A 26190-nucleotide genomic window follows, 5' to 3' on the forward strand; every position below is an offset into this window, starting at 1 on the left:
CCATCATGAGATACGGAATGGTCATCGACCAGAAGCGCTGCATCGGCTGCTGGACGTGCGCGATGTCGTGCAAGTCGGCCAACGGGCTGCCCGATGAGGTGTGGTGGAACCGCGTGCTCTCCGACGGCGGCGAGGAGTTCGAGACGATGCGCGGGGAGTTCCCGCACGCGAAGGTGGACTTCACGCCCGTCTCCTGCCAGCACTGCGAGAACCCCGCTTGCGTGAAGGTGTGCCCCGTGGGCGCTACCTACAAGGATCCGGAGACGGGCATCGTGCGCCAGGACTACGACAAGTGCATCGGCTGCCGCATGTGCATGTCGGCCTGCCCCTATACCGGCGTCCGCTCCTTCAACTGGGAGGAGCCGAAGTACTCCATCGGCTTCGCCACCGGTGACGCCGAGGCTCCGGCGCACCAGAAGCACGTGGTGGAGAAGTGCACGTTCTGCTACCAGCGCACCTCCCAGGGCGAGACGCCGGCCTGCATGGAGCTGTGCCCGGTACGCGCTCGCTTCTGGGGCGACCTAGACGACCCCGACTCTGAGGTGTCGCAGCTCATCGCGAGCCGCAGCTATAAGCAGCTGCTGCCCGACGAGGGCACCAAGCCGTCCGTCTATTATCTCGTCTAGGAAGGATGACGACCATGTCTGATATCAACAACAACGTCGCCGTCGCCGACGACGACTTCAACCCGGCCGCGGCGCCCAAGGCGCGCGAGACCGCGAGCGCGAAGGCCGCCGTGTGGGGCGGCAAGGGCCTGACCGCCGCCATCGCCGTGTCGGGCGCGCTTGCCGTGATCGGCATCGCGCTGTGGGTGGTGCAGCTTTCGGGCGGCATGGTGCAGACCGGCATGCGCAACCTGGACAGCTGGGGCCTCTACATCACCAACTTCATGTTCTTCGTGGGGCTCTCTGCCGGCGGTCTCATCATCTCGTCGGTGCCGAAGGCCTTCGGCATCGCGGGCTTCGGCGGCATCTCCAAGGTGGCCGTGTTGTCGTCCATCGCCGCCACCGTGTGCGCCATCGCGTTCGTCGTGGTGGACCTGGGCCAGCCGCTGCGCCTGTGGGAGCTCTTCGCGTACTCCAACCTGGGCTCGCCGCTCATGTGGGACATCATCGTGCTGGGCACCTACCTCATCCTGTCCTGCGTGTACCTGTGGGCCCAGCTGCGCGCCGAGGCCGGCAAGGTGTCGAGTACGGCGCTGCGCGTGATCTCGGTCGTGGCCCTCGTGTGCGCTGTGCTCGTGCATTCCGTGACCGCCTGGATCTTCGGCCTGCAGCAGGGCCGCGAGATGTGGCACACCGCCCTGCTGGCGCCTTGGTTCGTGTCGTCGGCCCTCGTGTGCGGCACCGCCCTCGTCGCCATCGTCGTGGTGGCGCTGCGCAAGGTCGGCTACCTCGAGCTCGACCAGGCCTACGTGGTGAAGCTGGCCAAGCTCTTGGGCGTGTTCGTCGTGGTTGACCTCTACTTCTTCGGGTGCGACCTGCTCACCGAGGCCTTCCCGGCTGCCGGTGGCCTGGCCGTGGTGGACATGCTCGTCTCCGGCCCGCTCGCACCGTTCTTCTGGGTTGAGATCATCGGCTGCGTCGCGTGCGCCGTGGTGTGCTTCACGCCGTCGCTGCGCCGCCCCGGCCTGATCGTGGCTGCCTCGGCGCTCGCCATCGCCGCCATCTTCTGCAAGCGCGTGCAGCTGCTGGTGGGCGGCTTCCAGCTGCCGACCCTCGATTTGCCCGGCCCCGTGACCTCCCTGACCGTCACCGGTTGGGAGGCCGGCGTGGCCGGCGCCTACGAGGGCCTGGTGTACTGGCCGACCATGATCGAGTGGGGCGTCACCCTGGGCGTCATCGGCCTGGGCGCGTTCATCCTGCTGGCCGGCTTGAAGTTCCTGCCCCTGCGTCCGCAGGACTAGCGGCTCTTCCCGTGATCCCCGCGCGGCCCGGCCTGATGCCGCGCGGGACTCGCCCGGCCCCTCCTGGCCGCGGCCCGGCTTGGTGCCGCGCGGGGATTGCCTGGCCCCTCCTAGCCGCGACCGGCCTGGTGCCGCCGCGGCCTCTGCTTCCCCTCTGGCCGCAGCCCGGCAACCCTCCCGCCGGGCTTGCGGGCACGTTGATAGTCGGGGTCTCCGCCGCCCACCCTTTGCGCCGCCCCGGCCGCGCGCCGCCCCGCGCCCACCCAGCGCGAGGGCGGCGCTTCTTTTTTGCACGCTGGGCGTCGGGGCGGCCCCTCCGCGACTCTGGTCGGTGTCCCGGCGCCCGGCTGGCGCGAGGCTGCCGGCCCCGCGCCGCCCCCATCCGCCCCGCGCCCAGCATCCTCCCGCCCTCCCCCGAGCCCGCCATCGCCCTCCGCCTCGAATGTTTCACGTGAAACATTCGTTCCCTGATGGCGTGGCCGGAGCGCCCGTGCTCGGCCCCGCGCCGTGTCGTGGGGAGGGGCGCCCCCCCCGCCGCGGCGCCGGCTCACGCTGGCACGCCGCCGCTCGGTCGCATCTGTCCCGTCTGCGCTCAGTGCCCCCTCCTTGCGTCCATCCGATCGCCGCCCTCGCGCCAGCCCGCGCCGTGCGCCTCGCCCGTACCGTGAGCCGCGCCCCGCGCCTGACGCGCCCGCTGCGTCTCGACATGCGTACGTCTCCCGCTATCGCCCGCGCCGCGCCCGCAGTCGCGGCGCTGAGGCTCCTCCCTGGCGTCCTCCGACGCCGTTCGCTGGTCCGTGCGGCCCGCGGGCGTTGTCGCGCCTAGGGAGCCGGCGCCGTCAGGTTGTCGTGTCCGAGCTTGTCGTCTCTTCTGGGGGGGCGCCCGTCGGGCCGGCGCGTCTCGGGGCGCCTCCCTTTTCCGAACCCGGCGTGTGTCTGCCCCCTCCGCGCCCGCCCCCGGAACGGGGGGTACGGCTCCTCGTCGGAGAATGGCCAAAAATGACGACCTGACGACAAATTCGCGTGCCGGCGGCTCCTTTTGCGACGCATTTGGTCGCGTTGTCGCTGCCGATCTTTGCGCGACCTGGGATTTTGTCGAATGGTGTCCCCGGCGTTTGCCGCACGGCGTCGTCAGGTCGTCATTTCTGGCCATTTTGGAGAAAGATCTGCACGGCGAGGGGGCCGACGCGCGGCCTTGGGCCTTCTGCCACCCATCGCCTGCATTCCGCCTGCCAACTCTGCCCGCCGCGCCCGCGTCGCCGTCAACTCCGCACGCCGTCGACTCCGTGTGGCGACGTCCCCATTCGCGCCCGGGTGCTCACCGCCGCCGAGGTCGCTCGCCATCCGCCGTCCACCTTTGCCGTGTCGCTCCCAGTCGCCCAGTCCCGGGCGACGCGCTCGTCGTGCGCCCGGCGCCTGCCTCTTGCCAGCAAGGGGCGGCGCCCGCTACCATGGACGCGTAAGTTGTCCTAGGCTAATGCGTAGCGCGCGGGCGCGCGGGCGCAGTGGGGGGGAGGGGGAGGCGTGATCGGAGACCTGGCAGTTTGCTACCTGTTCCTGGCCGGCGCCGGCGCCGGGGCCCTTGCGGCCGCCGTGGTGCTCGAGTTGCTCACGCCTCGCGACGCGCGCTGCGCCCTCATTGACTCCCAGCCCGGCGCGATTCTCGCGTGTCCCGCACGCCCATGTCGCGCCCCCCGCTCGCCCCGCGTTTCGCTCGGCCGCTCGACTGGCCCGCGCGCAGGCGTCTACCCCCTTCGAGCCTCCGTTATCCCGCGCGAGAGGCTCCGCCCCTTTCTCGGGCCGGCCTACGGGGTGGGCCTGGCCGCTGTGCTCCTGGGCATGTTCTGTCTGATGGCCGATCTCGGCCGACCCGATCGTCTGCTCGCGCTCTTCCTGGCCCCCTCGCTCAGCTATATCGCGGTGGGCGCCTACCTGCTGGCGGCTCTCGTGCTATGCGCCGTCCCGCTCGTCGGCCTGTGGATCTTCGGCGCGTCGCGGCTGCCGGCCTGGCTCGTCGCCGTCGCACGCGTCGGGTGCCTGGCGGCTGCCGTGGCGGTCATGGCCTATACGGGGCTCTTTCTGGCCAGTTTGCCGGCCGTCCCCTTCTGGCACTCTCCCTGGCTCCCGGTGCTCTTCGTCGCCTCGTCGGCTTCTGCGGGGCTGGCGCTCGTGGCGGCCGCTGTTGTCCTCGGACCGTCGCCTGAGGCGTTCTCCATCACGCTGCGTCGCATCCTTCGCGTCGACGCGCTCCTCGTCGCGGCGGAGTCGGTGGTTCTTGCCGCGCTGCTAGCCGAGGCCCTCGTGACGGGCGGCGTGGGATGGGAGTCGGCGACAGCCCTGCTGGCCGGCCGCCTCGCCCTTGCGTTCTGGCCGATCGCAGTCCTGCTCGGCCTGGCCGTGCCCCTCCTTGCCGACCTGCTCATCCGCGATGCCGCCCCGCGTCCGGCCCTCGCCGTCTCCGTCTGCATCCTGGCGGGCGGCCTTGCGCTGCGCTGGTGCGTCATCCAGGCGGGAGTCTCGCCGGATATAGCCGCTTCCGTCGCCGTGGCCCTTGGGATGGGCTGAGAGGTGCATAATGGGCAGATGACGAACGCGCATCCGCCGACGCCCGACGCGCGCCGCGCCTCCCGGCCGCCCCGATGAGAGGAAGCCCCGCCCTGTGGTTTTGTTCGAGGTAGACAAGAAAAGTGACCTGCCGCCGTGGCTTCAGCTGCGCAATCGGCTCGCGTACCTCATCGCCACCGGGTATTTCAAGCCGGGCGAGAAGCTTCCCACTGTGCGCGGCCTGGCAGCCGAGATATCCATCAACTTCAACACGGTCAACAAGGCCTACATCAGCTTGATGGACGAGGGCTACATCGAGTCCCGCCCCGGCAAGGGCACCATCGTCCGCGAGATCAGCCCCGAGAAGAGCGAGAAGCTGGAGTCGGTGGACACGCTCATCGAGGACTGCGTGGACGCCTGCCTGGCCATGGGGCTCGACTTCGACGAAGTGAGCAAGCGCATCAAGAAGAAGATCCACGACATGGAGAGGGAGCGCGGAAATGACTAGAGGGGGAAGAGGGGACGACCAGGCGACGACGCGCGGGGCGATGGCTCGCAGATCGCGTGGCGTGGTGGTGGATTCTCCGGTGATCGAGACCGACCGCACCGCTTCGCGCGCTGGTGCGCTCATCTTCTCGACGGCGCTGTTCGCCGTGGTGTTCGGCCTGGTGCAGGCGGCGTGGGTGGCGGCGATGGGCGAGCTGGGCCTCGGCGGCATCGTGGCCGGCGTCGTCCTCGGGTGGCTGGCGGTGTCGGGCATCCACGTCTGCCAGCAGTGGGAGCGCATCGTGGTGCTGCGCCTGGGCCGCCTCAACCGCGTGTCGGGCCCGGGCCTGGTGTTCACCTGGCCCATCGTTGAGCACTGCGCGCTCTACGTGGACATGCGCACGCGCTCCATTCCCTTCGGCGCCAAGGAGACCCTCACGGCCGACCTCATCCCGCTCGACATCGACGCGGTGCTCTACTGGATGGTGTGGGACGCCGAGAAGGCGTGCATGGAGATCAACAACTACAGCCTGGCCGTGCAGCTGGCGGCCCAGACCGCGTTACGCGACGCCATCGGGCGCTCCACCGTGGCCGGCATCACCATCCGTCGCAACCAGCTCGATCAGGAGCTGACCCAGGTGCTCGACGAGAAGGTGTCGGAGTGGGGCATCACCGTGCTGTCGGTGGAGATTCGCGACATCATCGTGCCCGAGGCGCTGCAGGAGGCCATGTCGCTCGAGGCCCAGGCTGAGCAGCGGAAGAAGGCGCGCATCATCCTCATGGAGGCCGAGCAGGCCATCGCCGACATGGCCACCGAGATAGGGGAGGCCTACGACGGCAACGAGAACGCGCTCGACGTGCGCCGCATGCACCTCATGTACGAGAGCGTGCGCGAGACCGGCGGCACCGTGGTGCTGCCGAGCTCCTTCGCCGACGGGTTCGGCGAGGGCGCCGGCGCCAGCGCGCTCGAAGACGTAGCGAAGGCGCTCGGGAAGTAGCGTGCCGGGCGCCGCCGGGCTGCGGGCGACTGGGGCGCCCTGGGCGCCGGGCTACGAGGCGCGCGGGTCAGGATGATGCTGCCCGCAGCGTGCACTCGTCCGTGCGTCGCGCCGGCGTTGTTTTCGCCAAAAACCGAGATCATGCGCCGCCTCCACGTGGCCTTCGCGGAACGCTCTCATGAGAAACGTCATCACGCCGGCGTTTTGCCTGATAAAAGCCGCGATTAACTTCTAGGGACCGCTTCGATCGTGCTCATCGGGGTTCACAACCTCGGTTTTTGGCAGAAACGCCGCCCCAAGCTTGCGTGACGTCCTGTCCGTCCCCGTTATTCTCAGCTGCAAGCGCCGCCTATTCGCTAAAATCGCGCCCTCGGATAGAAGACTATTCTCAAAAAAGAACGGCTCTCTCCAAACTTATCCTAGGATAAACATTGAATATCCTAGGATAAGTTGCTATGGTGACCCTAGCTGAATCGGCCGATTCTCTGAACGTAGGGTAGGGGAGCGCCGCGCGTCGACGGACGTAGCCGCGCAGCCCGACGGTATCAAGAGGAGGAGAGATGTCAGAAGCAAGTAGCGGGGGCCTGACCCGTCGCGCCTTTCTGAAGACGACGGCGGCTGCAACCGCCGTCACCGCCGCAGGTGCGGGCCTTTCAACGGTGGCCGCTCATGCGGCATCGCCCACGAGGGGACTTCCCGATGAGCAGTCCTTCGTGAACACCTGCCGCGGAAACTGTGGCGGCAAATGCGTGCTGGTAGGGAAGGTGCGCGAGGGGAAGCTCGTCCAGACGCGCCCCTACGAGCCGCCTGAGGGCTTCGAGCGCAGTCGTATGGGCTGCGTGAAGGGCGTCACCTACCCGCAGCGCCTCTACGCCCCGAACCGCGTGCTGTACCCGATGATCCAGCGCGGTGAGCGCGGCAGCGACAACTGGGAGCGCGTGAGTTGGGACGAGGCCATCGCCTACGTGAGCGACCACATCAACAAGGCTCAGGCCGAGTACGGGCCCAATGCCTTCGGCCTGTGGCACTCCTATGGCTCTGAAGGCTGGCTGAACGGCGCCTACCACCAGTCCACGGGCGTGGGCTACCACCGCTTCCTCAACACCTTCGGCGGCACCGTCATCATTCCTGGCGGCGATCAGGCCCAGGTGTACATGGGCCTCTTCGTCATGCAGCACGGCACCAACTCCACGGCCGACTACACCAACGCTAAGACGCTCATCGCCTGGGGCGCCAACGTGACCGACACCGTGCGCTGCTGCTGGCCCTACATCTGCGACGCGCGCGACAAGGGCGCTCGCATGATCGCCGTCGATCCGCGCTACACCATCACTGCCGCTGGCAGCGATACGTGGATCCCGGTGCGCAGCGGCACCGACGGCGCCCTCATGCTGGCCATGGCCAACTTCATCATCGACAATGACCTGGTGGACTGGGACTTCCTGGCCAAGAAGTCAGTGGCGCCGCTGCTCATCAAGGATGATGGCTCGTACTTCAAGCTGTCCGACATGGGCATTCCGCCCACCGAGGGTCCCATCAGCCCCTGGACGGGCCAGCCGGTCATCATCAACCCGGAGGTGGTCTTCGACAAGGCCACCGGGCAGCTCGCCTCGCAGTTCACCGCCGAGGATCCGGCTGTGACCGGCGAGTTCGAGTACGAGGGCACGCGTCTGCGCACCGTCTTCGACTACGTGCGCGACATGACGAAACAGTTCACTGTCGAGTTCGCCGCGAAAGAGTGCGATATCTCCGAGGAGCAGGTCATCGACCTGGCCACCACCTATGCCACGAACGGTCCTACCACCGTCGTGATGGCGCAGGGCATCTGTCACCACGTGAACTCGCGCCACAACTACAAGAACCTCGCCTACCTTGCCAGCCTCACCGGCAACATCGATAAGCCGGGCGCGTGCATCTACTTGAACAAGAACCACGTGAACGTGGAGACGACCACGCTCACCACCAAGGAGATGTACCCCGATCCCTCTCTGATGAAGCCCTATGCCACGCTCTGCTCGGAGCGTGTGCCCGAGGTGCTCGAGACGGGCAAGCTCGGCGAGGCCGACCTTCCGCTCAAGGTCGTGATGATCGTGAGTGCCAATCCGTTCGCCAGCGAGTCGGGGCGCCCGCGTTTCCTCGAGACCCTCAAGCACCTTGACTGCCTGGTCACCGTCGACTGCTTCATGTCCGATACGGCGCGCTACTCCGACGTCATTCTTCCCGTGGGACTCTCCTTCGAGCAGGAGGACTTCCTGCAGATCAGCTCGCATGAGGTGGACTTCCTCATGCAGAAGGCCGTCGAGCCGGCGGGCGAGGTCAAGAGCGACTTCGAGATCTACAACCTGCTCGCGCCGAAGATCGGCCTTGACGGCCTCTACGACAAGGATGCCGAGGGCTACCTGCACGCGCTGCTCGATAACGAGGCCAACAAGAAGATCGGCCGCACCTACGACGACTTCAAGCGCGAGGGCGTCATCGCGGACTGGAGCGAGGAGCCGGTCATCGGCACCGAGGCCAACGCCCTCAAGCGGGTGCAGTTCTACCTCCCCGACCTCATCGCCCGCGACGTTGCCTACACCGTGCTGCCCGCCGAGGAGAAGATCCCCTGGTACGAGCATGCGATGGAGGCCTATCAGGACAACCCGCTGCGCGAGAAGTACCCGCTGTTCGGCAACAGCGAGCACAGCAACTACACGGGCCATTCGATGTACAACGACATCCCGTGGATTCACGAGATATGGGGCGATCCCTACGTGATGCTGAACGACGAGACCGCCGCCGAGCGCGGTATCGTGGAAGACGATCTCGTGCGCGTGTTCAACGACCGCGGCGAGGTGGTTCTGCGCGCACGGCTCACGAAGGGCCTGCGCAAGGACTCGATCATCCTGCCCCACGGCCCCCAGCAGGATGCCTACCGTGTGGGGCATCCCCAGGATCTGACGCTCTGCTTCAGCGACTTGACCGGAAACAGCTCGTACAACGACTTCCTCTGCGAAGTCGAGAAGTGGAAAGGGGGTGAGTAGCCATGACGCACTACGTGATGGTCGTTGACACCAAGCGCTGCGTCGGGTGCAACAACTGCTCCATGACCTGCAAGGTTGAGAACAACATCCCCGAGGGGATCTGGTGGAGCCGCTCGCTGACTGATGGCGGAGAGGCGGAGCTCACGCCGCGCGGTGACACGCCGGACACGATGTACATGCGCTTCCTCACGCTTGCCTGCCAGCACTGCGAGAACCCCGCGTGCGTGAAGGTGTGCCCCGTCGGCGCCACCTATCGTGATGAGGAGACGGGCATCGTCCGCCAGGACTACGACAAGTGCATCGGCTGCCGCATGTGCATGTCGGCCTGCCCCTACACCGGAGTGCGGTCGTTCAACTGGGAGGAGCCGAAGTACTTCCTCGACTTCGCGACTGGTGATGAGGACGTGCCCAAGCACCAGAAGCACGTCGTGGAGAAGTGCACCATGTGCTACCACCGCGTGGCTCGCGGCGAGCGCCCTGCCTGCGTTGACATCTGCCGCGGTATCGCGCGTCACTGGGGTGACCTGGATGACCCGAACTCGACGGTCTCCCAGCTGCTCGCCGAGCGCTCCCACACGCAGCTGCTGCCCGAGATGGGCACCAAGCCGTCCGTGTATTTCCTGGTGTAAGGAGGGATGAGGAATGACTGATACCAATAGCGTCGCCGTCGTGGACGACGACTTCGCCGCCGCGCCTAAGGCGCCCGAGGCGGCCGGCGCCCGGGCCGCGGCCTGGGGCGGGAAGGGCCTCAACGCGGGCATCGCGATCGCCGGCGTGCTCACCGTGGCCGGCCTGGCCCTGTGGGCGGTGCAGCTCACCGGCGGCATGGCGCAGACCGCGATGAGGAACCTCGACAGCTGGGGCCTCTACATCACGATGTTCATGTTCTTCGTGGGCCTGTCGGCCGGCGGCCTCATCATCTCGTCGGTGCCCAAGGCCTTCGGGATCAGGGGCTTCGGCGGCATCTCCAAGGTGGCCGTCATGTCGTCGATCGCCGCCACCGTGGCCGCCATCGGCTTCGTGGTGGTCGACCTGGGCCAGCCCCTGCGCGTGTGGGAGCTGTTCGCCTACTCCAACCTGGGGAGCCCCCTCATGTGGGACATCATCGTGCTGGCGACCTACCTGATCCTCTCCTGCGCCTACCTCTGGGCCCAGGTGCGGGCCGAGGCCGGCAGGGTGTCGAGTACGGCGCTGCGCGTGATCTCGGTCGTGGCCCTCGTGTGCGCCGTGCTCGTCCACTCCGTGACCGCCTGGATCTTCGGCCTGCAGCAGGGCCGCGAGATGTGGCACACGGCGCTGCTGGCCCCCTGGTTCGTGAGCTCGGCGCTCGTGTGCGGCACCGGCCTCGTGATCTGCGTGGCCGCCGCCCTGCGCCGCGCGGGCTACCTCGCCCTCGAGCAGGCCTACCTGGTCAAGCTCGCCAAGCTGCTCGGCGCCTTCCTCGTGGTCGACCTCTACTTCTTCGGCTGCGACCTCCTGACCGAGGCCTTCCCCGGGGGCGAGGGCCTGGCCGTGGTGGACATGCTCGTGTCCGGCCCGCTCGCGCCCTTCTTCTGGGGCGAGGTGGTGCTCTGCGTGGCTGCCGCCGTCGTCTGCTTCACGCCCTCCCTGCGCACCACCCCGCTGCTCGTGGCGGCGAGCGCGGCCGCCGTCCTGGCCATCCTCTGCAAGCGCGTGCAGCTGCTCGTGGGCGGCTTCCAGCTGGCCAACGTCGACCTCCCCGGCGCCGTCACCCCGATGACGCTGACCAACTGGGAGGCCGGCCTCCAGGGCGCCTACCAGGGCCTCGTGTACTGGCCGGCCCCCATCGAGTGGGGCGTGGCGCTCGGCGTGGTGGCCCTCGCCGTCCTCGTCTTCCTGCTGGGCCTCAAGTTCCTGCCCCTGCGCCCGCAGGACTAGCAGCTTCCCCGGCGGCGGCGTCCCTCCCTCCACGCCGCCGTCCGTCTTCCCGGCGCCTTGCGCGCCCCTGTCAGGACGGCCCGCCTCTCCGGCGGGCCGTCCTGCGTTCCGGGGCTCTCCCTCCAGCCGGACGCCCGCCGCGTGCGGGCGCCTGCGCGCATCGGGCCGCGGAGCCGGCAGGTTGCCTGCGGCCCCGCGCGTCCCGCTGCGGGGTCGTTGGCTGCGCCCCGCCTTCACCCTCCCGTGTTGCCTGACATCTTGCAACAACGTTCTCATGTCGCCGCCGCTGTCTCGCAGCCTCGCCTTCCGCGCCCTGCGCCCCTGAGCCCTCGCCCTCGTGCTGCGCCCGAAGGGCTAGCGCCCCCAGCTGTGGCGCCGAGGCTCCCTCCCGGCGCACCTGAGGGGCTGGAGCCGGTGGGCTGCCTGCGGTTCTGCGTGTTCCGTCGCGAGGATCGTTGGCTGCGCCCTGCCTTCATCTCTCTGTGTTGTCCGGCGCCTTGCGGCATCGCTCTCATGTTGCGCTCGTCGCCTCGTAACCCTGCTCTCGCATGCTGCTCCCCGGCCCCCCGGACCCCCGGGCCCCCCGGGCCCCCGGGCCCCCGGGCCCCCGGGCCCCCGGGCCCCCGGGCCCCCGGGCCCCCGGGCCCCCGGGCCCCCGGACCCCCGGACCCCCGGACCCCCGGACCCCCGGACCCCCGGACCCCCGGACCCCCGGACCCCCGGACCCCCGGACCCCCGGACCCCCGGACCCCCGGACCCCCGGACCCCCGGACCCCCGGACCCCCGGACCCCCGGACCCCCGGACCCCCGGACCCCCGGACCCCCGGACCCCCGGACCCCCGGACCCCCGGACCCCCGGACCCCCGGACCCCCGGACCCCCGGACCCCCGGACCCCCGGACCCCCGGACCCCCGGACCCCCGGACCCCCGGACCCCCGGACCCCCCTAAATCTCCGCTCTCAATGCAAATTCGAACGGTTTTGCACCCGCCTGCGTCCCGTATCGGCGTCTTAGCGGATCCTGTTCTTTTCGCGACCTGGGGTTTTGCGGCGGCCAGTCGTTTCGAGGCGCGCTATTCTGCTTCTACGCAGTGCAAAACCGTGCGAATTTGCGCCCGGCCCTGCTTTTTTCGCAGCTGTCGCCTCGAAAGGACGCCCGTGAACGCTTCCGTTGCCTCCTGCAGCTCTTCTCCCGCACCTGATCCCGCCGCACTCGCCACACGTCCCACGCTGGCCGCATGGCTGGAAGAGTACGCCGCCATCGAGCGCGAGTGGATGGAGGGCCTGGCTACCTACGGCATCGATTTCGCCCCGCGCGACGAGGACGCGGCCGCCGTGGCCGTCCTCCGCGAGCGCCTGCGCGCCAAGGGAGCCCGCTTCCGCAACGGAGGCGCCAGCGTGTCGGTGGGGCGCATCTCGTCGGCCTGCCTCGCCTGCACGGGCGGTCGCGGCAGCCGGTCGTTCTTTCTGTCGCTTCAGTGCAACCGCTCCTGCTATTTCTGCTTCAACGTCAACCAGGAGGACTACGAGCAGAATCGGCGCCTCAAGCCGGGTTGGCGCGACGAGGTGGATGCGTACCTGGCCGCTCCTGACGCGCCCACCCATGCGGCGCTCACCGGCGGCGAGCCGCTGCTGCACAAGCCCGAGGCTGAGGAGTTCTTCCGCCGCATCCACGACGCGGCTCCCGATGTGCACCTGCGCCTCTACACCGCCGGCGACTTCCTCGACGAGTCGACTGCCCGCGCCTTGCGCGACGCTGGGCTCCAGGAGATGCGCCTGTCGGTGAAGCTCGGCGACGGCCCCGAGTCCGACCGCGCGGCCATCGAGCAGGCTCTCGCCACCCTCGCGCTTGCGCGCGAGGTCATCCCCGACGTCATGGTGGAGGTGCCGGTCATCCCCGGCACCGAGGACGCGTTGCGCGCGCTCCTGCGCGGCATGGACTCCCTAGGGCTCTTCGGCATCAACCTGCTGGAGTTCTGCTACCCCTACGGTGACTGGGAGGAGTACCGGCGTCGTGGCTTCAAGGTGAAGAATCCCGCCTTCGCCGTGCTCTACGACTACGGCTACGCGGGCGGCCTGCCCATCGCGGGCAGCGAGCGCGCGTGCCTGGAACTCGTGGAGTGGGCGCTCGACGAGGGGCTCTCGCTGGGCGTGCACTACTGCTCGCTTGACAACAAGAATCGCGACCAGATCCTCCAGGCCAGTCTCGCTGCCGCGCCGTCGGTGGACGAGGGGCTCTGCCAGCTGGACGACGGCGACTTCTTCTACCGTGCGCTCAAGGTGTTCGATGGCGATGCGTCGGTAGCACGCGAGCGCCTGCGCGAGGCGGGCGTCCCGTTCGCGGAGAACGACGAGGACGGCAGCCTGGCCGTGCACCCGGCCCATCGCGCGCTGCTCGACGGGCTGGCTGTGGCGCGGTCGGTCAACGTCGCCCAGCCTGACGGCCCTGCCGGTACCTGGCGCCTGCGCGAGCTCAAGCTCGAGTACCCGGCCTAGGCCCCGCTGGCCGGCGGGACGCCGGGGCGCGAGGTGCGGGGGCAGGCCGGCAGGACGCCAAGCCCGTGGGCGCGGGGGCGTCGGAAGGCCGGTGGGGCGTCGGGTTCGCGGGCGCGGCGGAAGGCAGATCGGCGGGGCGTCGAGGCGCGAAGCATGAGGCAGGACGAACCTGCGGCCCTGCGGCCGGCGGCGGGGCAGGCGGGCAGAGTGGCCGCCGCGCGATGTCGCTCTCCTGGTGTCCCGCTGCCACTTTTTCGGCCCGGGATGGCACTAATTGGCGTTTTGGTACGGTTCGAGGCTCCGAAATCCGCGGTGGGCGGTCGTGTTGAGAACGTTTTCCCAGGTGGCGTTTAACACAGGTGGCCCATTGGCCTGACTTCGAGGCCCCCAGGGGGGTGCGGACAGTTACTTGGACGCAGCCTAGACCGCCAGGCCCAGCCGCCTCCTGCGGTTGTCTATCGTGTCGTAGACGATCCGGCCGTCCTCCCGGAACGCCTTGAGGCGCTCGGTCGAGTAGGCCCGCATCCACCCGTCCAGCAGCTCCATGAAGGCCTCGGCGCGCCAGCCCGACCAGTCCCGCCCGTGGAAGAACTCGTTCTTCAGGTTGCCGAAGAACCCCTCGCACGCGGCGTTGTCGGGGCTGCGCCCCTTGCGCGACATGGACCTGGCCAGGCCGTGCCGCTCGCATATCGCCTTCCACCCCGGCCAGCGGTAGTGGCAGCCGCGGTCGGTGTGGGCGACGGGCGCCTGGCCCGCGCGCAGCGTGGCGCACGCCGCCTCGAGCGACGACTCGGTGAGGCGCGCGTCGGGCCTCGTGCCGATCGACCACGCGACGGGCTTGCCGTCGAACAGGTCGACGACGGGCGACAAGTAGACCCTGCGGCCGTCGCCGGGCAGCCGGAACTCGGTCACGTCGCTGACCCACGCCTCGTTGGGGCGGGCGGCGGAGAAGTCGTGGGTGCCGTCCTCCCGCAGCAGCAGGTTGGGCGCCGGCGCGTCGACCTCCCCGGCGTAGGAGCTGTAGCGCCCCCTGCGCGCGTAGCACACGCGCAGCCCGAGCGCGCGCATGTGCCGGCGCACCACCCTCTCCGACACCGGGCGGCCCCGCCGGCGGGACACGACCTCCCGCACGAACCGGTAGCCCCGCGACGAGCCGCCGTCCACGCGGAAGGCGCGCTCGACCTCCCCGGCCATCCCGTCCGGCGGCGCGTCCGGCGAGGTCAGGGCGCCGAGCTGGTAGTAGTAGGTGGAGCGGGCCAGGCCGAGGGCCGCGCAGGCGGCCGCGGCGCCGAAGGGGCCCTCGAGCCTCGAGGCGCAGCCGGCGGCCTCAGCGTTGGTGAGGGCCGGCGCCGCGGCTTTTAGGACGGCCAACACCTCCCTGAGCGCCGCGTTGCTGAGCTCGAGCTCGGCGATGATCGCCTTGAGCGCCGCCGGGTCGTCCGGCAGCTCGTCGGGCAGCCGGGGCGGCTGCTCGCAGGGCATGGGCCGGGCCGGGCGGCTCGCCCGGCGGGCCTTCCCCTCGTCCATCTCGGCCTCCTTCCTCTTCCTCCTCGCGGGCGCCGGCAGCAGGGCCGCGGTGCCGCCCCGGGCGAAGCCCGAGACGGTCCTGGCCATGTGGCTCCTCGAGACCCCGGCCCGCCTGGCCTCCGCCGCGGCGCTCTCGCCGCCGGCGACCCGCCTGATCGCCTCCAGCCTCGCCAGCATCGGCAGCGACCGGTACTGGGCCCTGTCGGGGTCGTGCCTCGGGTCGGACCTGACCCACCTGCGCATCGTCGACTCAGAAGGATACCCCAGCTCCGCGACGAAGTCCTCCACCGACATCTCCCCGAGCGTCGCGAACCACAGGTCCAGCGCGTCCCGCCTAGCCTCCCCGCCGTACATGCGGCCTCCTCTCCGGACACCTGGGTGTCCAACTTGGAGTCCGCACCCCCCAGCCGTACCAAAACGCCAATTAGTGCCATCTTGGCGCGTTTTGGTGGCGGTGACCGCCGTCCGCTCGCGATCCCGGCGCCTTGCGAGAGCGCATCTCGCGCGGTCGGCTATCGCGCGTCGTCTCGGCGCCCCGGGGGACGCGCCTGCGCATTCGGGCGCCGCGTGCTCTTCCGGGCGTCCTGCGAGGGGCGTCCGCGCGCTTTGGCTCGCCGTCAGCGCCCGCGTGCGCGGCGGCCGTTCGCGGGCCGCGCGCTCGCCCTCCGCCGGCGGCGCGTCGGGATCAGGCGCATCCTGCCGGCACTGCTGCGGGCACTCCGTCGAGGGCGCACCCCGCCGGCGGCTGTCGCGTGTCCGCTAGCCCGCGATCATGCGGCGCACGATGGCCGCGCAGTGGCGGGCGGCAGCGGCCTCGAAGACGGGGTAGTCCACCGCATCCGAGCCGTCGGCCTTGTCCGAGATGGCGCGCACGATGGCGCAGGGCACGCCGTTTAAGTGGCACACCTGGGCAATGGCGGCGCCCTCCATCTCGCAGCAGCGCGCGCCGAACGCCGCGGCGATGCGCTCCTTCTCGGCGGCGTCGCGCACGAACCGGTCACCTGAGGCCACGCGCCCCTCGTGGGCGGCGACTCCCTCGGCCTGCGCCGCGGCGACGGCGGCGGCGCGCAGGCTCGCGTCGGCGGGGAAGGTGAGCGTGTCCATGCCGGGCGTCTGGCCGAGGGCGTAGCCCAGGTTGGCCACGTCCATCACCCAGTTCACCGTATCGGTGGCCACCACCACGTCGCCGATGTCGATGGCCGCGTCGAGCGACCCGCCCACGCCGGTGTTCACCATGGCCCCTACGCCGAAGCGTCCGATGAGCTCCTGGGCGCACGCCGCCGCGTTCACCATGCCCACGCCGCACTGCACCACCACGCAGGGCACGTCGTCGATGGCGCCCTCGAAGAACTCCATCCCTGCCACAGTCGTGACGCGCAGGCCGGCGCCGGGTGCGCTGCCGCCTGCGGACAGCGGCGCCTGGCCGGCATCGCGCAGGTCGCGGGCGATGGCCGCCTCCAGGGCGTCGCCAGGCGCCGACGCGCCGGCGCCTGCGGCCAGGGCCTCCTTCAGCAGCGCCACCTCTACGTCCATGGCGCCGATGATGCCGTATTTGATCGGGGGATTCGTCATGAGATTGCTCCTTTGCGGGGAAGGCTGGCGGTCAGTCATGCGGCGGGAGGGGAGGGGGGGCGTACCCGGCGCGCTTGGTGAGGCGGGCGGAGGGGGGGGTGATGTCGCGTGCTCCCGCGGGCGGGGCAGCGCGCGACCCTGCGCGCGGGCGGGGGGACACGACCCTGCGGGCGAGCGGGCTTCGCGCAAAAGGCCCGCCGCGCGCTCGCGTCACCGCCCGCGCCCTAGCCCAGCAGCGCGGGGTAGCTCGTGTGCGCCTCGTCCAGGCAGCTCAGGGTGTCGGCCACGTAGCGACGAGCCCACCAGCGGGCTTGGGCCAGGTCGGAGTCGTGGTAGTTGCCGCACTCCTCGGGGCGCGCTCCGGGAATCTCGCCCTCGAAGTCGCGCGCGAACTCGAACAGGCGCGTCACGAGCGGCACCACGTCCGCCGGCTCGCAGGCGCCGAACACCACCAGGTAGAACCCGGTGCGACACCCCATGGGCCCGAAGTAGATCACGCGGTCGGCCCACTCCTCGTCGTTGCGCAGGAAGGTGGCGCCCAGGTGCTCCAGGGCGTGCACGGCGGCCGTGTCCAGCACCGGCTCGCGGTTGGGCGCGGTCATGCGCAGGTCGAAGGTGGTGGTGACGCAGCCGGTGGCCGGGTCGGCGTCGCTGCGCGACACGTAGACGCCCGGCTCCAGCGCGTTGTGGTCGACGCAGAAACTGGCGATTCGCTCCATGAAAGGCTCCTAGTCTCGACGGTGCGCTCGCGCGGAGTGGCGGGCGCGGGGGGGCGGTCGCCCGCTACTCCGGCTTGCGGGCGGTGTGGACGGCGGCGATGCCGCCGGTGTAGTTCTTCCAGGCCACATCGGTGAAGCCGGCATCGCGCAGCATGGCGGCGAAGGCCTCCTGGTCGGGGAAGGCCTTGATCGAGCGCGACAGGTATACGAAGCCCTCGCGGTCGCCGGTCACGAGCCCGCCCCAGAACGGAATGAGGTGGCGCAGGTAGAAGTGGTAGAGCGCTCGCCAGGCGCGGTTCGGCGGCGTGGAGAACTCAAGGCAGGTGAACGTGCCTCCGGGCCGCAGCACGCGGAGCATCTCGGCCAGCGCACGCTCGCGCTCGGGCATGTTGCGGATGCCGTAGGCCATGGTGATCGCGTCATAGCTAGCGTCGGGGTAGGGGATGTTCTGGGCGTCTACCGTCGCGAAGTCCACGGGCACGTCGCCCGCGGCCCCCTCGGCGTAATGGGCCCGTGCCACGTCGAGCATCTCGGGCACGAGGTCGGTGCACTGGATGTGGCGCGGGGCCTTGGCCCGGGCGCAGGCGAAGGTGACGTCGCCCGTGCCGCCGGCGATGTCGATGACGTCGTCAGCGGGCCCGATGGCGGCCTGGCGCATCATGCCGGCCAGCCACAGCCGGTAGGCGCCGAAGCTCGACAGTGCGTTGAAGCGCTCGTACTTGGTGGCGATGGACGAGAAGATGCCCTTCACGCGCTCGCTCGACAGCTCGGCGGGCGCCTCCATGCCGGTGGCGGTGTCGATGCTCAGGGCCTCCTCGCTCACGAGTCCTCCTCCATGTGGTCAGCCGGCTTCGCGGGCGCGTCGGCTCTTCGGCCCGCGTCCGCGAAGCCGGCCCGTGCGCCCGGCGCGTCCTCGTCCACGCGCACGTAGCCCTTGCGCCCGCCCCGCGCGCGCCTGGCGCCGTGGCGCCCGCCGGCGGCATCGCCGCCGTCCGCGCCCTCCACGGCTCCGGCGCCCGCGTCCGGCTTGCGGTCGCGCAGCCGGTCGAGCTTGCGCGCATCCCGCGCCCCGGCGCGCCCGCCGGCGCCCTTGAGCCCGCCGGCGTCCTTCACGCGTCGCCCGCGCCCGACCGCCGTGCCCGCGCTCGCTGCCTCCGCGGCCGCGCGCTCGCGCTCCTCGGCCATCATCTGCTCGAGCAGGGGGTCGCGCTCCACGGTGGCGCGCGCAGCCTCCGGCACGGCCGGCGCCGCGCCGGCTACCGACGACGTGCCGGCGCGCCCGGCCTCGAGCTGGGCGTTGGCCGCGTCGAAGGCCTCGTTCGTGTTGGCGCGCGAGAACCCGGGCGCCACCACGCTGCCGGCGGCGGCCACCTGCTCGCCGTGCTCGTCGGCCAGGGTGCGGCCGTCGCCCATGCCGTCGGTCACCTCGCCCTTGAAGGTGCAGTTGGCGGTGCCGTCGGGGTTCCAGGCGGGCGAGCGCACGCCGTTTTCCTGGTCGGGGTAGTCGAAGCCCGAGCACGCCGGCCGCGTCTTGCCGGCCAGGCGCGCGGCGAAGTTGGCCGGCTCGTTGGTCAGCCACAGCTTCGCCAGGTGCGCCGCATGGGTGGGCTTCACGTCGAAGGCCCAGTTGAGCTCCGACTTCTCCGCCACCGTGCTCTCGGAGAGCCGCTCGAACTCCTCCTTGAGCGCCGCCAGCCGCGCGTCGATGCGCCCCGTGCCCTCGTAGAGCACCTCGTCCAGGCGCCGCATCTGCTCGCGCGCCTCGCGGATGCGGCGGTCGGTGGCCGCCGCCATGGCCGGGTCGAGGATGCCGTGCTCGCCTTTGATGCGGTTGAGGTCGAGGGCCGCGTCGTAGGTGGCCTCCACCATCTCGTCGTTGGACATGGAGGTGCTCTCGTAGTTCATGATGTGCTTCCACGAGGGCAGGATCATGCGCTCGCGGTGTTCCTCGAACGTCCGCGCGCGCAGCTTGTAGCCGTAGGCCTCGGGGTTGTCGAAGGCGATGGACCCCACGTCCAGAAACGGCGCCATGGGGCTCGTGAGCACCACCAGGCGCGGGTCGTAGCCCACGCGCTCGTAGAGGTGGCGCACGTACTCGCCCGTCTCGCGCACGCTCGCGGCGGTCTGCTTGGGGATGCCGGTCATGAAGTACAGGTCGAACCGCTCGCAGTTGGGGTGCGACAGCGCGTCGACGATGGTGTCCTCCAGCTCGCGCATGGTGTAGTGCCCCTTGCCGAAGGCCTTGCGCACGTCGTCGTCGTGACTTTCGGCCGAGATCTCCACCGACCAGCTCTTGAGGTTCTCGTCGAGCATCGAGTAGAAGTCGTCGCCCCCCGGCGGCGGGCCGAAGAACTCGAAGCCGATAGGGTTGTTCACCTTGTCCTTGAGCCCCGTGATGAACTCGCGGGTGTACTCGGGGCCGGCCTGCAGGAAGTCGTTGAGCACGAAGATGGGCCCCCACACGTGCTCCTGCACGTGCTGGATGTCGCGGATGAGCAGCTCAGGCGCGCGCCACGCCACGCGCCGGCGCCCGAAGTGGTTCTTGAAGGCGTAGGCCGACCCGCCGCAGGTGGCGCAGTTGCGCGAGCAGCCGCGGCACGTCAGCGACGCCGTCACCGGATAGGACAGCCACCCCTTCATGGGCAGATAGCTCGTCATGTCGTGGTGGCGCAGGACGCCCTTCATGGGATAGTCGTAGTCGAGCGAGATGGCGTTCATGTCGTCGGGCACCCACGACAGCGGGTTGATGTGCACCGCGCCCGTGGCGTCCTTCCAGGTGAGGTTGGGGATGTCCGACAGGTCGCCGATGGGCGTGTGGGTGCGCGCCGCCCGGCTCACGCGCTCGACGAGCATCCGCATGGGCTCCTCGGTGGAGTCGCCGCGGAACACGTAGTCGATGCAGTCGTAGGCGATGAGGTCCTCGTGGAAGATGGATGACGACAGCCCGCCGAAGGAGATGGGCACGTCGGGATGGAGCCGCTTGAGGATCTTGGCCACCTCGATGGAGCCGTGGCAGTGCGGCATCCAGTGCAGGTCGATGCCGAACAGGCGCGAGTCGAGCCGCGCCAGGTTGCGCTCCACGTCGAAGTTGCGCTTGTGCAGCATCATCGACGCGAGGTTGTAGATGCGGGCGCGCAGCCCGTGGCGCTCGAGGTACTCGCACAGGGTGGTGAGCCCGAGCGGGTACATCTCGAAGATGGGCGTGGAGGGCACCATGTCCGACACCGGTCCGTACATGATGGAGCGCTCGCGGAAGTCGTAGGTGGCGGGCGCGTGTATATAAGTGATATCCATAGTCTGCATAATAGTGCGGAGTATAGCAGGGCGGAGGCCCTGCGAAGCGGGGAAGGCGGCAGGCCGCCCGGCTGACCCCTCGCGCGGCCGCTCGGGCCGTCCGCCGCCATCCGCCGTCCCCCTCATTTCACGCATAAGCTGTGTGTCTGGGGGCCCGCCCCGGCGGCCAGTGCTATCATGCAAGTCTCTATGTAAACCGCGCGCGGGCTTCGCGTCCTGCGCGTTCGAGCCGACGAGAGGGTCATATGCTTATCTGCGCACAGTACATCCTCCCGGTCACCTCCGAGCCCCTGCGCAACGGCGCCATCCTCGTGCGCGACGGTGTCATCCGCGACATCGGCGACGTGGACATGCTGCGCCTGCGCTATCCCGAGGAAGAGGTGCTCGACTACGGCGTGTCCGCCGTCATGCCCGGCCTCATCGACCTGCACACCCGCATGGAGAACTCCGTCATGCGCGGCCTGCTCTCGGACGTTCCCTACGCCACCTGGCTCATGGCCCTGGCCGAGAAGGCGAGCGCCATGGAGATGACCGACTGGTTCGACTCCGCCATCCTCGGCGGCCTGGACGCCCTCTCCAGCGGCATCACCACCGTGGCCGACATCACCGCCACCGGCGCTGCCTGCACCGCCGCCCAGAAGCTGGGCCTGCGTGCGGTCATCTACCGCGAGGTGGGCGCCATGGACAAGAACCGCGTCGACTACGCCGTGCACTCCGCCCAGAAGGACATCCTCCACTGGCGCGAGGAGGTCGACTCCTCTCGCGTCACCATCGGCGTCGCGCCCGCGCCGGTCTTCACCAACCATCCCTCCGTGTTCGCCCGCGTGAGCGACCTGGCCTGCAAGGAGGACCTGCCCGTGGCCATGCGCCTGGCCGGCAGCCGCGAGGAGTTCAACTTCGTCATGTATGGCTCGTCGCCGTTCGCGGTGCACACCATGGACGCCAAGCGCGGCTACGTGGAGATCCCGCCGTGGCTGCCCACCGGCGTCACCCCGGTGCGCTACGCGCTCAACTGGGGCGCCTTCGACGCGCCCAACGTCATGGTCGTCCACGCCGTCCACGTGACGGACGAGGACGTGAAGAAGCTGCGCGAGCACAACGTGTCGGTGTGCGTATGCCCTCGCGCCAACTCCCAGCTGGGTATGGGCGTGGCGCCCCTCGACGAGTTCTTGCGCGCGGGCCTGCGCGTGGGCCTGGGCACGGACTCGCCGGCCGCCACGGACACGACGGACATGCTCACCGAGATGCGCCTGGGCATGCTGCTCCAGCGCTCGGTCAACACCCGCCGCTTCCTCGATACCTCCACCATCCTCGAGCTCGCCACCATCGGCGGCGCCCGCGCCCTCGGGCTGGAGGACAAGATCGGCTCGCTGGAGATCGGCAAGCGCGCCGACATCATCGCCGTCGACCTGTCCAGCTCGCATCAGGCGCCCACGGGCAACCCGGTGTCGGCCGTGGTCAACACCACCACGGCCGCAGACGTGCTGCTCACCATGGTGGACGGCAGGATTCTCTATGAGAAGAACAAGTGGCACGTTGACGTGGAGGTGGCCAAGAACATCGCCCGCGTCATCGAGATTCGCAGCAAGCTGAGGGCCTAGCATGGCGCAGACCAACAAGAAGCAGAACAAGCAGAAGCAGAGCCTCACCCCCGCCCAGCGCGCCGAGCGCGTCCGCGCGGCGCAAGAGCGCGAGCGCCGCGCCAAGGAGAAGGCCGAGGCCGCTGCCAAGACCAAGAAGATCTTCACCATCGTCGTCTGCGTCATACTGGTGCTTGCCCTGGGCATCCCCACCATGGCGCTCACCGTGCTGTCGCTCTAGGGCGCCGCACCGATCCGAGAAAGGACCGCATCCGTGTTTGGTATCGGAGGATTCGAGCTCTTCCTCATCCTGCTGTTCGGGTTCCTCATCTTCGGGCCCGACAAGCTCCCGGCCATGGCCAAGACCCTGGGTAAGGCCATCGCCAAGTTCCGCAACGCCCAGGAGGAGATGACCGGCGTGCTCAAGGGCGAGGTGTTCGACAAGGACGCCGACGAGCCCTTCAAGAACCCGCTGGACGCCCTGGACAACGCCGCCGCCAAGGCGAGCAAGGTCACTGACCAGGCGAAGAAGGCCGCCACGCAGGCGCACGAGAAGGCCGAGAGCTTCTCGGCCCGCAAGGCGCGCTACGACCGCGAGCGCGCTGCCAAGAAGGCTGCCGAGGCCGCTGGCGCCGAGGGCGAGGCGAAGGCCGGCGCGGCTGCTGCCGGCGCCGCCGCGACCGCCGAGGCCGAGGCGCCCGCGGTGACGGGCGCCGCCGTGGCCGCTGCCGCGGCGGCCGCTGGCGCGTCGGGCGTGGCCCCGGCCGCCAGCACCGCCACGATGAGCTTCTCCGAGCGCAAGGCGCGCTACGACCGCGAGCGCGCTGCCCGCCAGGCCGAGCAGGCCAAGCCCGTCGCCGAGGCTGCAGACGAGCCGGCCCCGGCCGCCGGCCCCGCCGCGGATGCGTCCGCCGACCAGAAGGGGGGCGAGTAGCCATGCCCATCGGACCGGCGCGCATGCCGCTCTTCGACCACCTGGGCGAGCTGCGCATGCGCCTCGTGCGCATCGTCGCCTGCCTGGCCGTCGCCGTCATCGTCTTCTACATGGCAACGCCCACCATGGGTCAGTTCCTGCTGCTGCCCATCGCCGAGTACCTGCCGGTCGATCCGGTCACGGGCATGGCGTCGCTGCAGGCCATCGACCCCTTCGAGGCGTTCGCCGTGCGCTTCCAGATATCGCTGTGGGCGGCCATCGTGGCCTGCTCGCCGGTGATCCTCTGGCAGCTGCTCGCCTTCTTCCTGCCGGCGCTCAAGCCCAAGGAGCGCAAGTGGTTCATCCCCACCTTCGTGGCGGCGGCGGCCCTGTTCATCATCGGCACGGTGTTCTGCTACGCCATCATCTTGAACCCGGCGTTCCAGTGGCTCACCGACCAGGCCATGGGCTTGGGCTACGTGGCGCCGCGCATGTCGTCCTACGTCGACATCATCATCAAGTTCGAGATTGGCTTCGGCGTGGCCTTCGAGCTGCCGCTCGTCATCTTCTACCTGGTGATCTTCGATGTCATCCCCTACAAGAAGCTGCGTGGCAGCTGGCGCACCGTGTACGTGGTGCTCATGGTGCTGTGCGCCGTGGTCACCCCCGACGCGTCGCCCGTGACCATGCTGCTCATGTTCGCCGCCATGATCGTCCTCTACGAGGGGAGCCTGCTTCTGGCGCGCGTGGCGCTGGCGCGCCGCATCAAGCGGCAGAACGCCGAGCTGGCAGCCGAGGAGGAGTAGCCTCGGCGCCGCCAGCGCAACGCCAGGGTATTTGACGCTGCGGGACCGACGGGCGTCCGGCCTGGCCCCTTATGCGCCCGCCTTCCGCGCCGCGGCGCGCTCGGCCGCGTGACGGAGCCATTCCGGGCGCCCGTCGGCCTCTTGCTGACCTGCTGCGCTAATCTGTGGGCAAGACCTAAAAGAGGTGAGGTATGCACCATGCATGAGCTAGGAATAATGACCGGCGTGCTCGAGGCGGCCACCGCCTCGGCGCGCGAGGCCGGCGCCACGCGGCTGCTCAAGGTGACGCTGTCGGTGGGGGAGATGACCGAGGCCATCGAGGACGCGCTCGTGTTCTCCTTCGAGGCGCTCGTGGAGGGGGACCCCTTCACCGCCGATGCCGAGCTCGAGGTGCGCATGGTCTCGCCCCGCAGCCGCTGCCTTGAGTGCGGCGCCGAGTTCGAGCACGACCGCTTCCACCTGTTCTGCCCGGAGTGCGACGGCTTCTGCACCGAGCTTCTGGCCGGTCGCGAGCTGCAGATCGACTCCATCGAGGTAGACCTGCCCGACGAGGAGGAGTAGAGCATGAAGATCGACCTGAAGCAGCCCATCCTGGACAAGAACGACTCCCTGGCGGCCGAGCTGCGCCAGCGCTTCGCCGACAATCACGTGTTCGTGCTCGACCTGCTGGCGAGCCCGGGGTCGGGCAAGACGTCCACCATCCTGGCCACCATCGACGCGCTGCGCGACGAGTTCAACATCGCCGTCATCGAGGGCGACATCGCCTCCAACGTGGACGCCGAGAAGATCAAGGCCCAGGGCATCGCCGCCGTGCAGATCAACACGGGCGGCGCGTGCCACCTGGAGAGCGCCATGATCAAGCGCGCCGTGGACGTGCTCGACCTGGAGCGCCTCGACCTCATCATCATCGAGAACGTGGGCAACCTCGTGTGCCCCACCGACTTCGACCTGGGCGAGAACGCCAAGGTCATGATCCTCTCGGTGCCCGAGGGCGACGACAAGCCGCTCAAGTACCCGGGCGTGTTCCAGGTGTCTGACGCCATCATCCTCAACAAGGTGGACACGCTGCCGGTGTTCAACTTCGATCGCGCGGCCTTCGACGACGCGGTCACGCGGCTCAACCCGCAGGCGCCCGTGTTTCCCCTCGCCGCCACCTCGGGCGAGGGCGTGGACGCGTGGACGGAGTGGCTGGCCGAGCGCGTGCGCGCCGTTTAGGCGCTCGCGGCCGGCGCGCGGGCGTGGTGCGCCAGGATCCGCGAGCCGGCGGCCGTCCCCCTGCCTGGTCTCAGGTCGTCGCGGGTGCGGCGGCCTTCTTTTTTTTGCCTGGCGACTGCAAATTCGGACGGTTTTGCACTGGCGTTTGCCCGCGGGGAGTCTCCCTGGGGCCGTTTTGGCTCTGCGGGGAGGCGTTTTCCCTAGTCGGTTTTGGCCTGACGGCAATCAGGGAGTGCAAAACCGTCCGAATTTGCAGCAAGGGGCGCGATTGACGAGGTTTTTGTTCACGTGGCCGCAACCTAGGCGAAACACGACGCGGGCATACTGGGCATGCCGGCTTGGCGAAGGAAGCGAGAAGGGCGGTCTTATGGAAGCAGCTGAGAAGTACGCGGCGTGCGTAGGCGCCACGCGCGCGTTCGTACGGGACGCCGGTTTCGCCGACGTGGTGATCGGGCTGTCCGGCGGGATGGACTCCTCGCTCGTGGCCGTGATGGCCGTCGATGCCCTGGGCGCCGAGCACGTGCATGGCGTGATGATGCCGGGCCCCTACTCCAGCGAGTCTTCGGTGGATGACGCCGAGGCGCTCGCCGCCAACCTGGGCATCGACGTGGTCACCGTGCCCATCTGCGAGCCCTTCGAGGCCTTTGAGTCCGTGCTGGCGCGTGCCTGCGGCGGCGCCCTTGCGGGGCTGGCGGCCGAGAACACCCAGGCCCGCTGCCGCATGACCTGCCTGATGGCGCTCTCCAACGCCTGGGGCTGGCTCGTGCTCAACACGGGCAACAAGAGCGAGTCGTACATGGGCTACTCCACGCTCTACGGCGACATGGCAGGGGCCTTTGCGCCGATCGGCGGCTTGTACAAGACCGACGTCTTCGCCCTCGCGCGCTGGCGAAACCGCCGTGCGGCCGAGGCGGGCCAGGCGCTGCCCATTCCCGTCAACGTGTTCGTGAAGCCGCCGAGTGCCGAGCTGGCGCCCGGCCAGAGCGACGAGGCCAGCCTGGGAATCGGCTACGACGTGCTGGACGCCATTCTCGTGGACGCCTTCGAGCGTGGGCTGGACGCCGCCGCGCTTGTCGCTGCCGGCCACGACCCCGCCCAGGTGGAGCGCGTTTTGACCCGCGCTGCCGCCTGCGCCTACAAGCGCGCGCTGGAGCCGCCTTTCCCCGCGGCGCCGTTCTACGGGTAGCCCCCGCTTCGCGCCGCGCGCGCCGCA

21 protein-coding genes are annotated in these 26190 nt (G+C 69.6%); 16 read left to right on the forward strand and 5 right to left on the reverse strand.

Features of this window, described 5'->3' with window-relative positions; all coding sequences use genetic code 11:
* Positions 1 to 2 precede the first annotated feature (2 nt).
* The 9 genes from AC6I0Y_RS02025 (at position 3) to AC6I0Y_RS02065 (ending at position 13351) form a co-directional block, all read left to right on the forward strand.
* Positions 3 to 626: a 4Fe-4S dicluster domain-containing protein gene (locus AC6I0Y_RS02025; RefSeq protein ID WP_497733632.1), complete on the forward strand. Its 624-nt coding sequence runs from the start codon at positions 3 to 5 to the stop codon at positions 624 to 626.
* 14 nt (positions 627 to 640) lie between these two features.
* Positions 641 to 1906, forward strand: coding sequence for an NrfD/PsrC family molybdoenzyme membrane anchor subunit (gene nrfD, locus AC6I0Y_RS02030; protein WP_497732727.1), 1266 nt, complete (start codon positions 641 to 643; stop codon positions 1904 to 1906).
* A gap of 1524 nt (positions 1907 to 3430) precedes the next feature.
* Positions 3431 to 4471 carry an NrfD/PsrC family molybdoenzyme membrane anchor subunit gene (gene nrfD, locus AC6I0Y_RS02035; RefSeq protein ID WP_497732730.1) on the forward strand — a complete coding sequence of 347 codons (1041 nt, stop codon included), beginning with the start codon at positions 3431 to 3433 and terminating at the stop codon, positions 4469 to 4471.
* 94 nt (positions 4472 to 4565) lie between these two features.
* The gene (locus AC6I0Y_RS02040; RefSeq protein WP_497732733.1) at positions 4566 to 4958 is read left to right on the forward strand and encodes a GntR family transcriptional regulator; all 393 of its coding nucleotides are present in this window, start codon (positions 4566 to 4568) and stop codon (positions 4956 to 4958) included.
* Positions 4959 to 4998: 40 nt separating this feature from the next.
* Positions 4999 to 5934 carry a slipin family protein gene (locus AC6I0Y_RS02045; RefSeq protein WP_236643418.1) on the forward strand — a complete coding sequence of 312 codons (936 nt, stop codon included), beginning with the start codon at positions 4999 to 5001 and terminating at the stop codon, positions 5932 to 5934.
* Between the two features lie 560 nt (positions 5935 to 6494).
* The gene (locus tag AC6I0Y_RS02050) at positions 6495 to 8957 is read left to right on the forward strand and encodes a molybdopterin-containing oxidoreductase family protein (protein ID WP_497732736.1); all 2463 of its coding nucleotides are present in this window, start codon (positions 6495 to 6497) and stop codon (positions 8955 to 8957) included.
* Between the two features lie 2 nt (positions 8958 to 8959).
* Positions 8960 to 9586 (forward strand): 4Fe-4S dicluster domain-containing protein, encoded by a 627-nt coding sequence (locus AC6I0Y_RS02055; protein WP_160709704.1) that lies wholly within the window; start codon positions 8960 to 8962, stop codon positions 9584 to 9586.
* Between the two features lie 13 nt (positions 9587 to 9599).
* Positions 9600 to 10856, forward strand: a complete 1257-nt coding sequence (gene nrfD / locus AC6I0Y_RS02060; protein WP_160709702.1) for an NrfD/PsrC family molybdoenzyme membrane anchor subunit — start codon at positions 9600 to 9602, stop codon at positions 10854 to 10856.
* A 1157-nt stretch (positions 10857 to 12013) separates the two neighbouring features.
* Positions 12014 to 13351, forward strand: a complete 1338-nt coding sequence (locus tag AC6I0Y_RS02065; protein ID WP_497732739.1) for a radical SAM protein — start codon at positions 12014 to 12016, stop codon at positions 13349 to 13351.
* 420 nt (positions 13352 to 13771) lie between these two features.
* On the opposite strand, the gene AC6I0Y_RS02070 is transcribed toward AC6I0Y_RS02065, so the two are convergent.
* From AC6I0Y_RS02070 to AC6I0Y_RS02090, 5 genes are all read right to left on the reverse strand, one after another.
* Complete coding sequence (locus AC6I0Y_RS02070) at positions 13772 to 15232, reverse strand: IS3 family transposase (RefSeq protein WP_497732741.1); 1461 nt, start codon at positions 15230 to 15232, stop codon at positions 13772 to 13774.
* Between the two features lie 405 nt (positions 15233 to 15637).
* The gene (locus tag AC6I0Y_RS02075) at positions 15638 to 16450 is read right to left on the reverse strand and encodes a 5'-methylthioadenosine/adenosylhomocysteine nucleosidase (RefSeq protein ID WP_497732743.1); all 813 of its coding nucleotides are present in this window, start codon (positions 16448 to 16450) and stop codon (positions 15638 to 15640) included.
* 224 nt (positions 16451 to 16674) lie between these two features.
* Complete coding sequence (locus AC6I0Y_RS02080) at positions 16675 to 17169, reverse strand: S-ribosylhomocysteine lyase (protein WP_497732746.1); 495 nt, start codon at positions 17167 to 17169, stop codon at positions 16675 to 16677.
* A 64-nt stretch (positions 17170 to 17233) separates the two neighbouring features.
* Positions 17234 to 17977 (reverse strand): ubiquinone/menaquinone biosynthesis methyltransferase, encoded by a 744-nt coding sequence (locus tag AC6I0Y_RS02085; protein ID WP_160710448.1) that lies wholly within the window; start codon positions 17975 to 17977, stop codon positions 17234 to 17236.
* A gap of 11 nt (positions 17978 to 17988) precedes the next feature.
* Positions 17989 to 20463, reverse strand: a complete 2475-nt coding sequence (locus AC6I0Y_RS02090) for a TIGR04190 family B12-binding domain/radical SAM domain protein (protein ID WP_497732748.1) — start codon at positions 20461 to 20463, stop codon at positions 17989 to 17991.
* 245 nt (positions 20464 to 20708) lie between these two features.
* Here AC6I0Y_RS02090 and AC6I0Y_RS02095 point away from each other — a divergent pair, with 245 nt between their 5' ends.
* The 7 genes from AC6I0Y_RS02095 to nadE all read left to right on the forward strand — a co-directional run bounded on the left by AC6I0Y_RS02095 (position 20709) and on the right by nadE (position 26163).
* Positions 20709 to 22064 carry an amidohydrolase family protein gene (locus AC6I0Y_RS02095; RefSeq protein WP_497732750.1) on the forward strand — a complete coding sequence of 452 codons (1356 nt, stop codon included), beginning with the start codon at positions 20709 to 20711 and terminating at the stop codon, positions 22062 to 22064.
* Position 22065: 1 nt separating this feature from the next.
* Positions 22066 to 22284 (forward strand): CASC3 protein CASC3, encoded by a 219-nt coding sequence (locus AC6I0Y_RS02100; RefSeq protein ID WP_160710181.1) that lies wholly within the window; start codon positions 22066 to 22068, stop codon positions 22282 to 22284.
* 33 nt (positions 22285 to 22317) lie between these two features.
* The gene (locus AC6I0Y_RS02105; RefSeq protein ID WP_497732753.1) at positions 22318 to 22977 is read left to right on the forward strand and encodes a Sec-independent protein translocase subunit TatA/TatB; all 660 of its coding nucleotides are present in this window, start codon (positions 22318 to 22320) and stop codon (positions 22975 to 22977) included.
* A 2-nt stretch (positions 22978 to 22979) separates the two neighbouring features.
* The gene (tatC, locus tag AC6I0Y_RS02110) at positions 22980 to 23762 is read left to right on the forward strand and encodes a twin-arginine translocase subunit TatC (RefSeq protein ID WP_497732755.1); all 783 of its coding nucleotides are present in this window, start codon (positions 22980 to 22982) and stop codon (positions 23760 to 23762) included.
* A gap of 198 nt (positions 23763 to 23960) precedes the next feature.
* Positions 23961 to 24323, forward strand: coding sequence for a hydrogenase maturation nickel metallochaperone HypA/HybF (locus AC6I0Y_RS02115; protein WP_497732757.1), 363 nt, complete (start codon positions 23961 to 23963; stop codon positions 24321 to 24323).
* Between the two features lie 3 nt (positions 24324 to 24326).
* Positions 24327 to 24977 carry a hydrogenase nickel incorporation protein HypB gene (hypB, locus tag AC6I0Y_RS02120; protein ID WP_160710185.1) on the forward strand — a complete coding sequence of 217 codons (651 nt, stop codon included), beginning with the start codon at positions 24327 to 24329 and terminating at the stop codon, positions 24975 to 24977.
* A 367-nt stretch (positions 24978 to 25344) separates the two neighbouring features.
* A complete protein-coding gene (gene nadE / locus AC6I0Y_RS02125; protein ID WP_497732761.1) occupies positions 25345 to 26163 on the forward strand; it encodes an NAD(+) synthase in 819 nt (272 codons plus the stop codon).
* Positions 26164 to 26190: the final 27 nt, after the last annotated feature.

This window comes from Adlercreutzia sp. St.1H8 (assembly GCF_059728655.1).

Bases quoted from the DNA above. Each gene is read 5' to 3' on its own strand.
- AC6I0Y_RS02050 (WP_497732736.1), top strand. From the start codon at position 6,495: ATGTCAGAAGCAAGTAGCGGGGGCCTGACCCGTCGCGCCTTTCTGAAG.
- nrfD (WP_160709702.1), top strand. From the start codon at position 9,600: ATGACTGATACCAATAGCGTCGCCGTCGTGGACGACGACTTCGCCGCC.
- AC6I0Y_RS02095 (WP_497732750.1), top strand. From the start codon at position 20,709: ATGCTTATCTGCGCACAGTACATCCTCCCGGTCACCTCCGAGCCCCTG.
- AC6I0Y_RS02080 (WP_497732746.1), bottom strand. From the start codon at position 17,169: ATGGAGCGAATCGCCAGTTTCTGCGTCGACCACAACGCGCTGGAGCCG.
- AC6I0Y_RS02100 (WP_160710181.1), top strand. From the start codon at position 22,066: ATGGCGCAGACCAACAAGAAGCAGAACAAGCAGAAGCAGAGCCTCACC.
- nrfD (WP_497732727.1), top strand. From the start codon at position 641: ATGTCTGATATCAACAACAACGTCGCCGTCGCCGACGACGACTTCAAC.
- AC6I0Y_RS02075 (WP_497732743.1), bottom strand. From the start codon at position 16,450: ATGACGAATCCCCCGATCAAATACGGCATCATCGGCGCCATGGACGTA.
- AC6I0Y_RS02090 (WP_497732748.1), bottom strand. From the start codon at position 20,463: ATGGATATCACTTATATACACGCGCCCGCCACCTACGACTTCCGCGAG.
- nadE (WP_497732761.1), top strand. From the start codon at position 25,345: ATGGAAGCAGCTGAGAAGTACGCGGCGTGCGTAGGCGCCACGCGCGCG.
- AC6I0Y_RS02070 (WP_497732741.1), bottom strand. From the start codon at position 15,232: ATGTACGGCGGGGAGGCTAGGCGGGACGCGCTGGACCTGTGGTTCGCG.
- AC6I0Y_RS02045 (WP_236643418.1), top strand. From the start codon at position 4,999: ATGGCTCGCAGATCGCGTGGCGTGGTGGTGGATTCTCCGGTGATCGAG.
- tatC (WP_497732755.1), top strand. From the start codon at position 22,980: ATGCCCATCGGACCGGCGCGCATGCCGCTCTTCGACCACCTGGGCGAG.
- AC6I0Y_RS02115 (WP_497732757.1), top strand. From the start codon at position 23,961: ATGCATGAGCTAGGAATAATGACCGGCGTGCTCGAGGCGGCCACCGCC.
- AC6I0Y_RS02055 (WP_160709704.1), top strand. From the start codon at position 8,960: ATGACGCACTACGTGATGGTCGTTGACACCAAGCGCTGCGTCGGGTGC.
- hypB (WP_160710185.1), top strand. From the start codon at position 24,327: ATGAAGATCGACCTGAAGCAGCCCATCCTGGACAAGAACGACTCCCTG.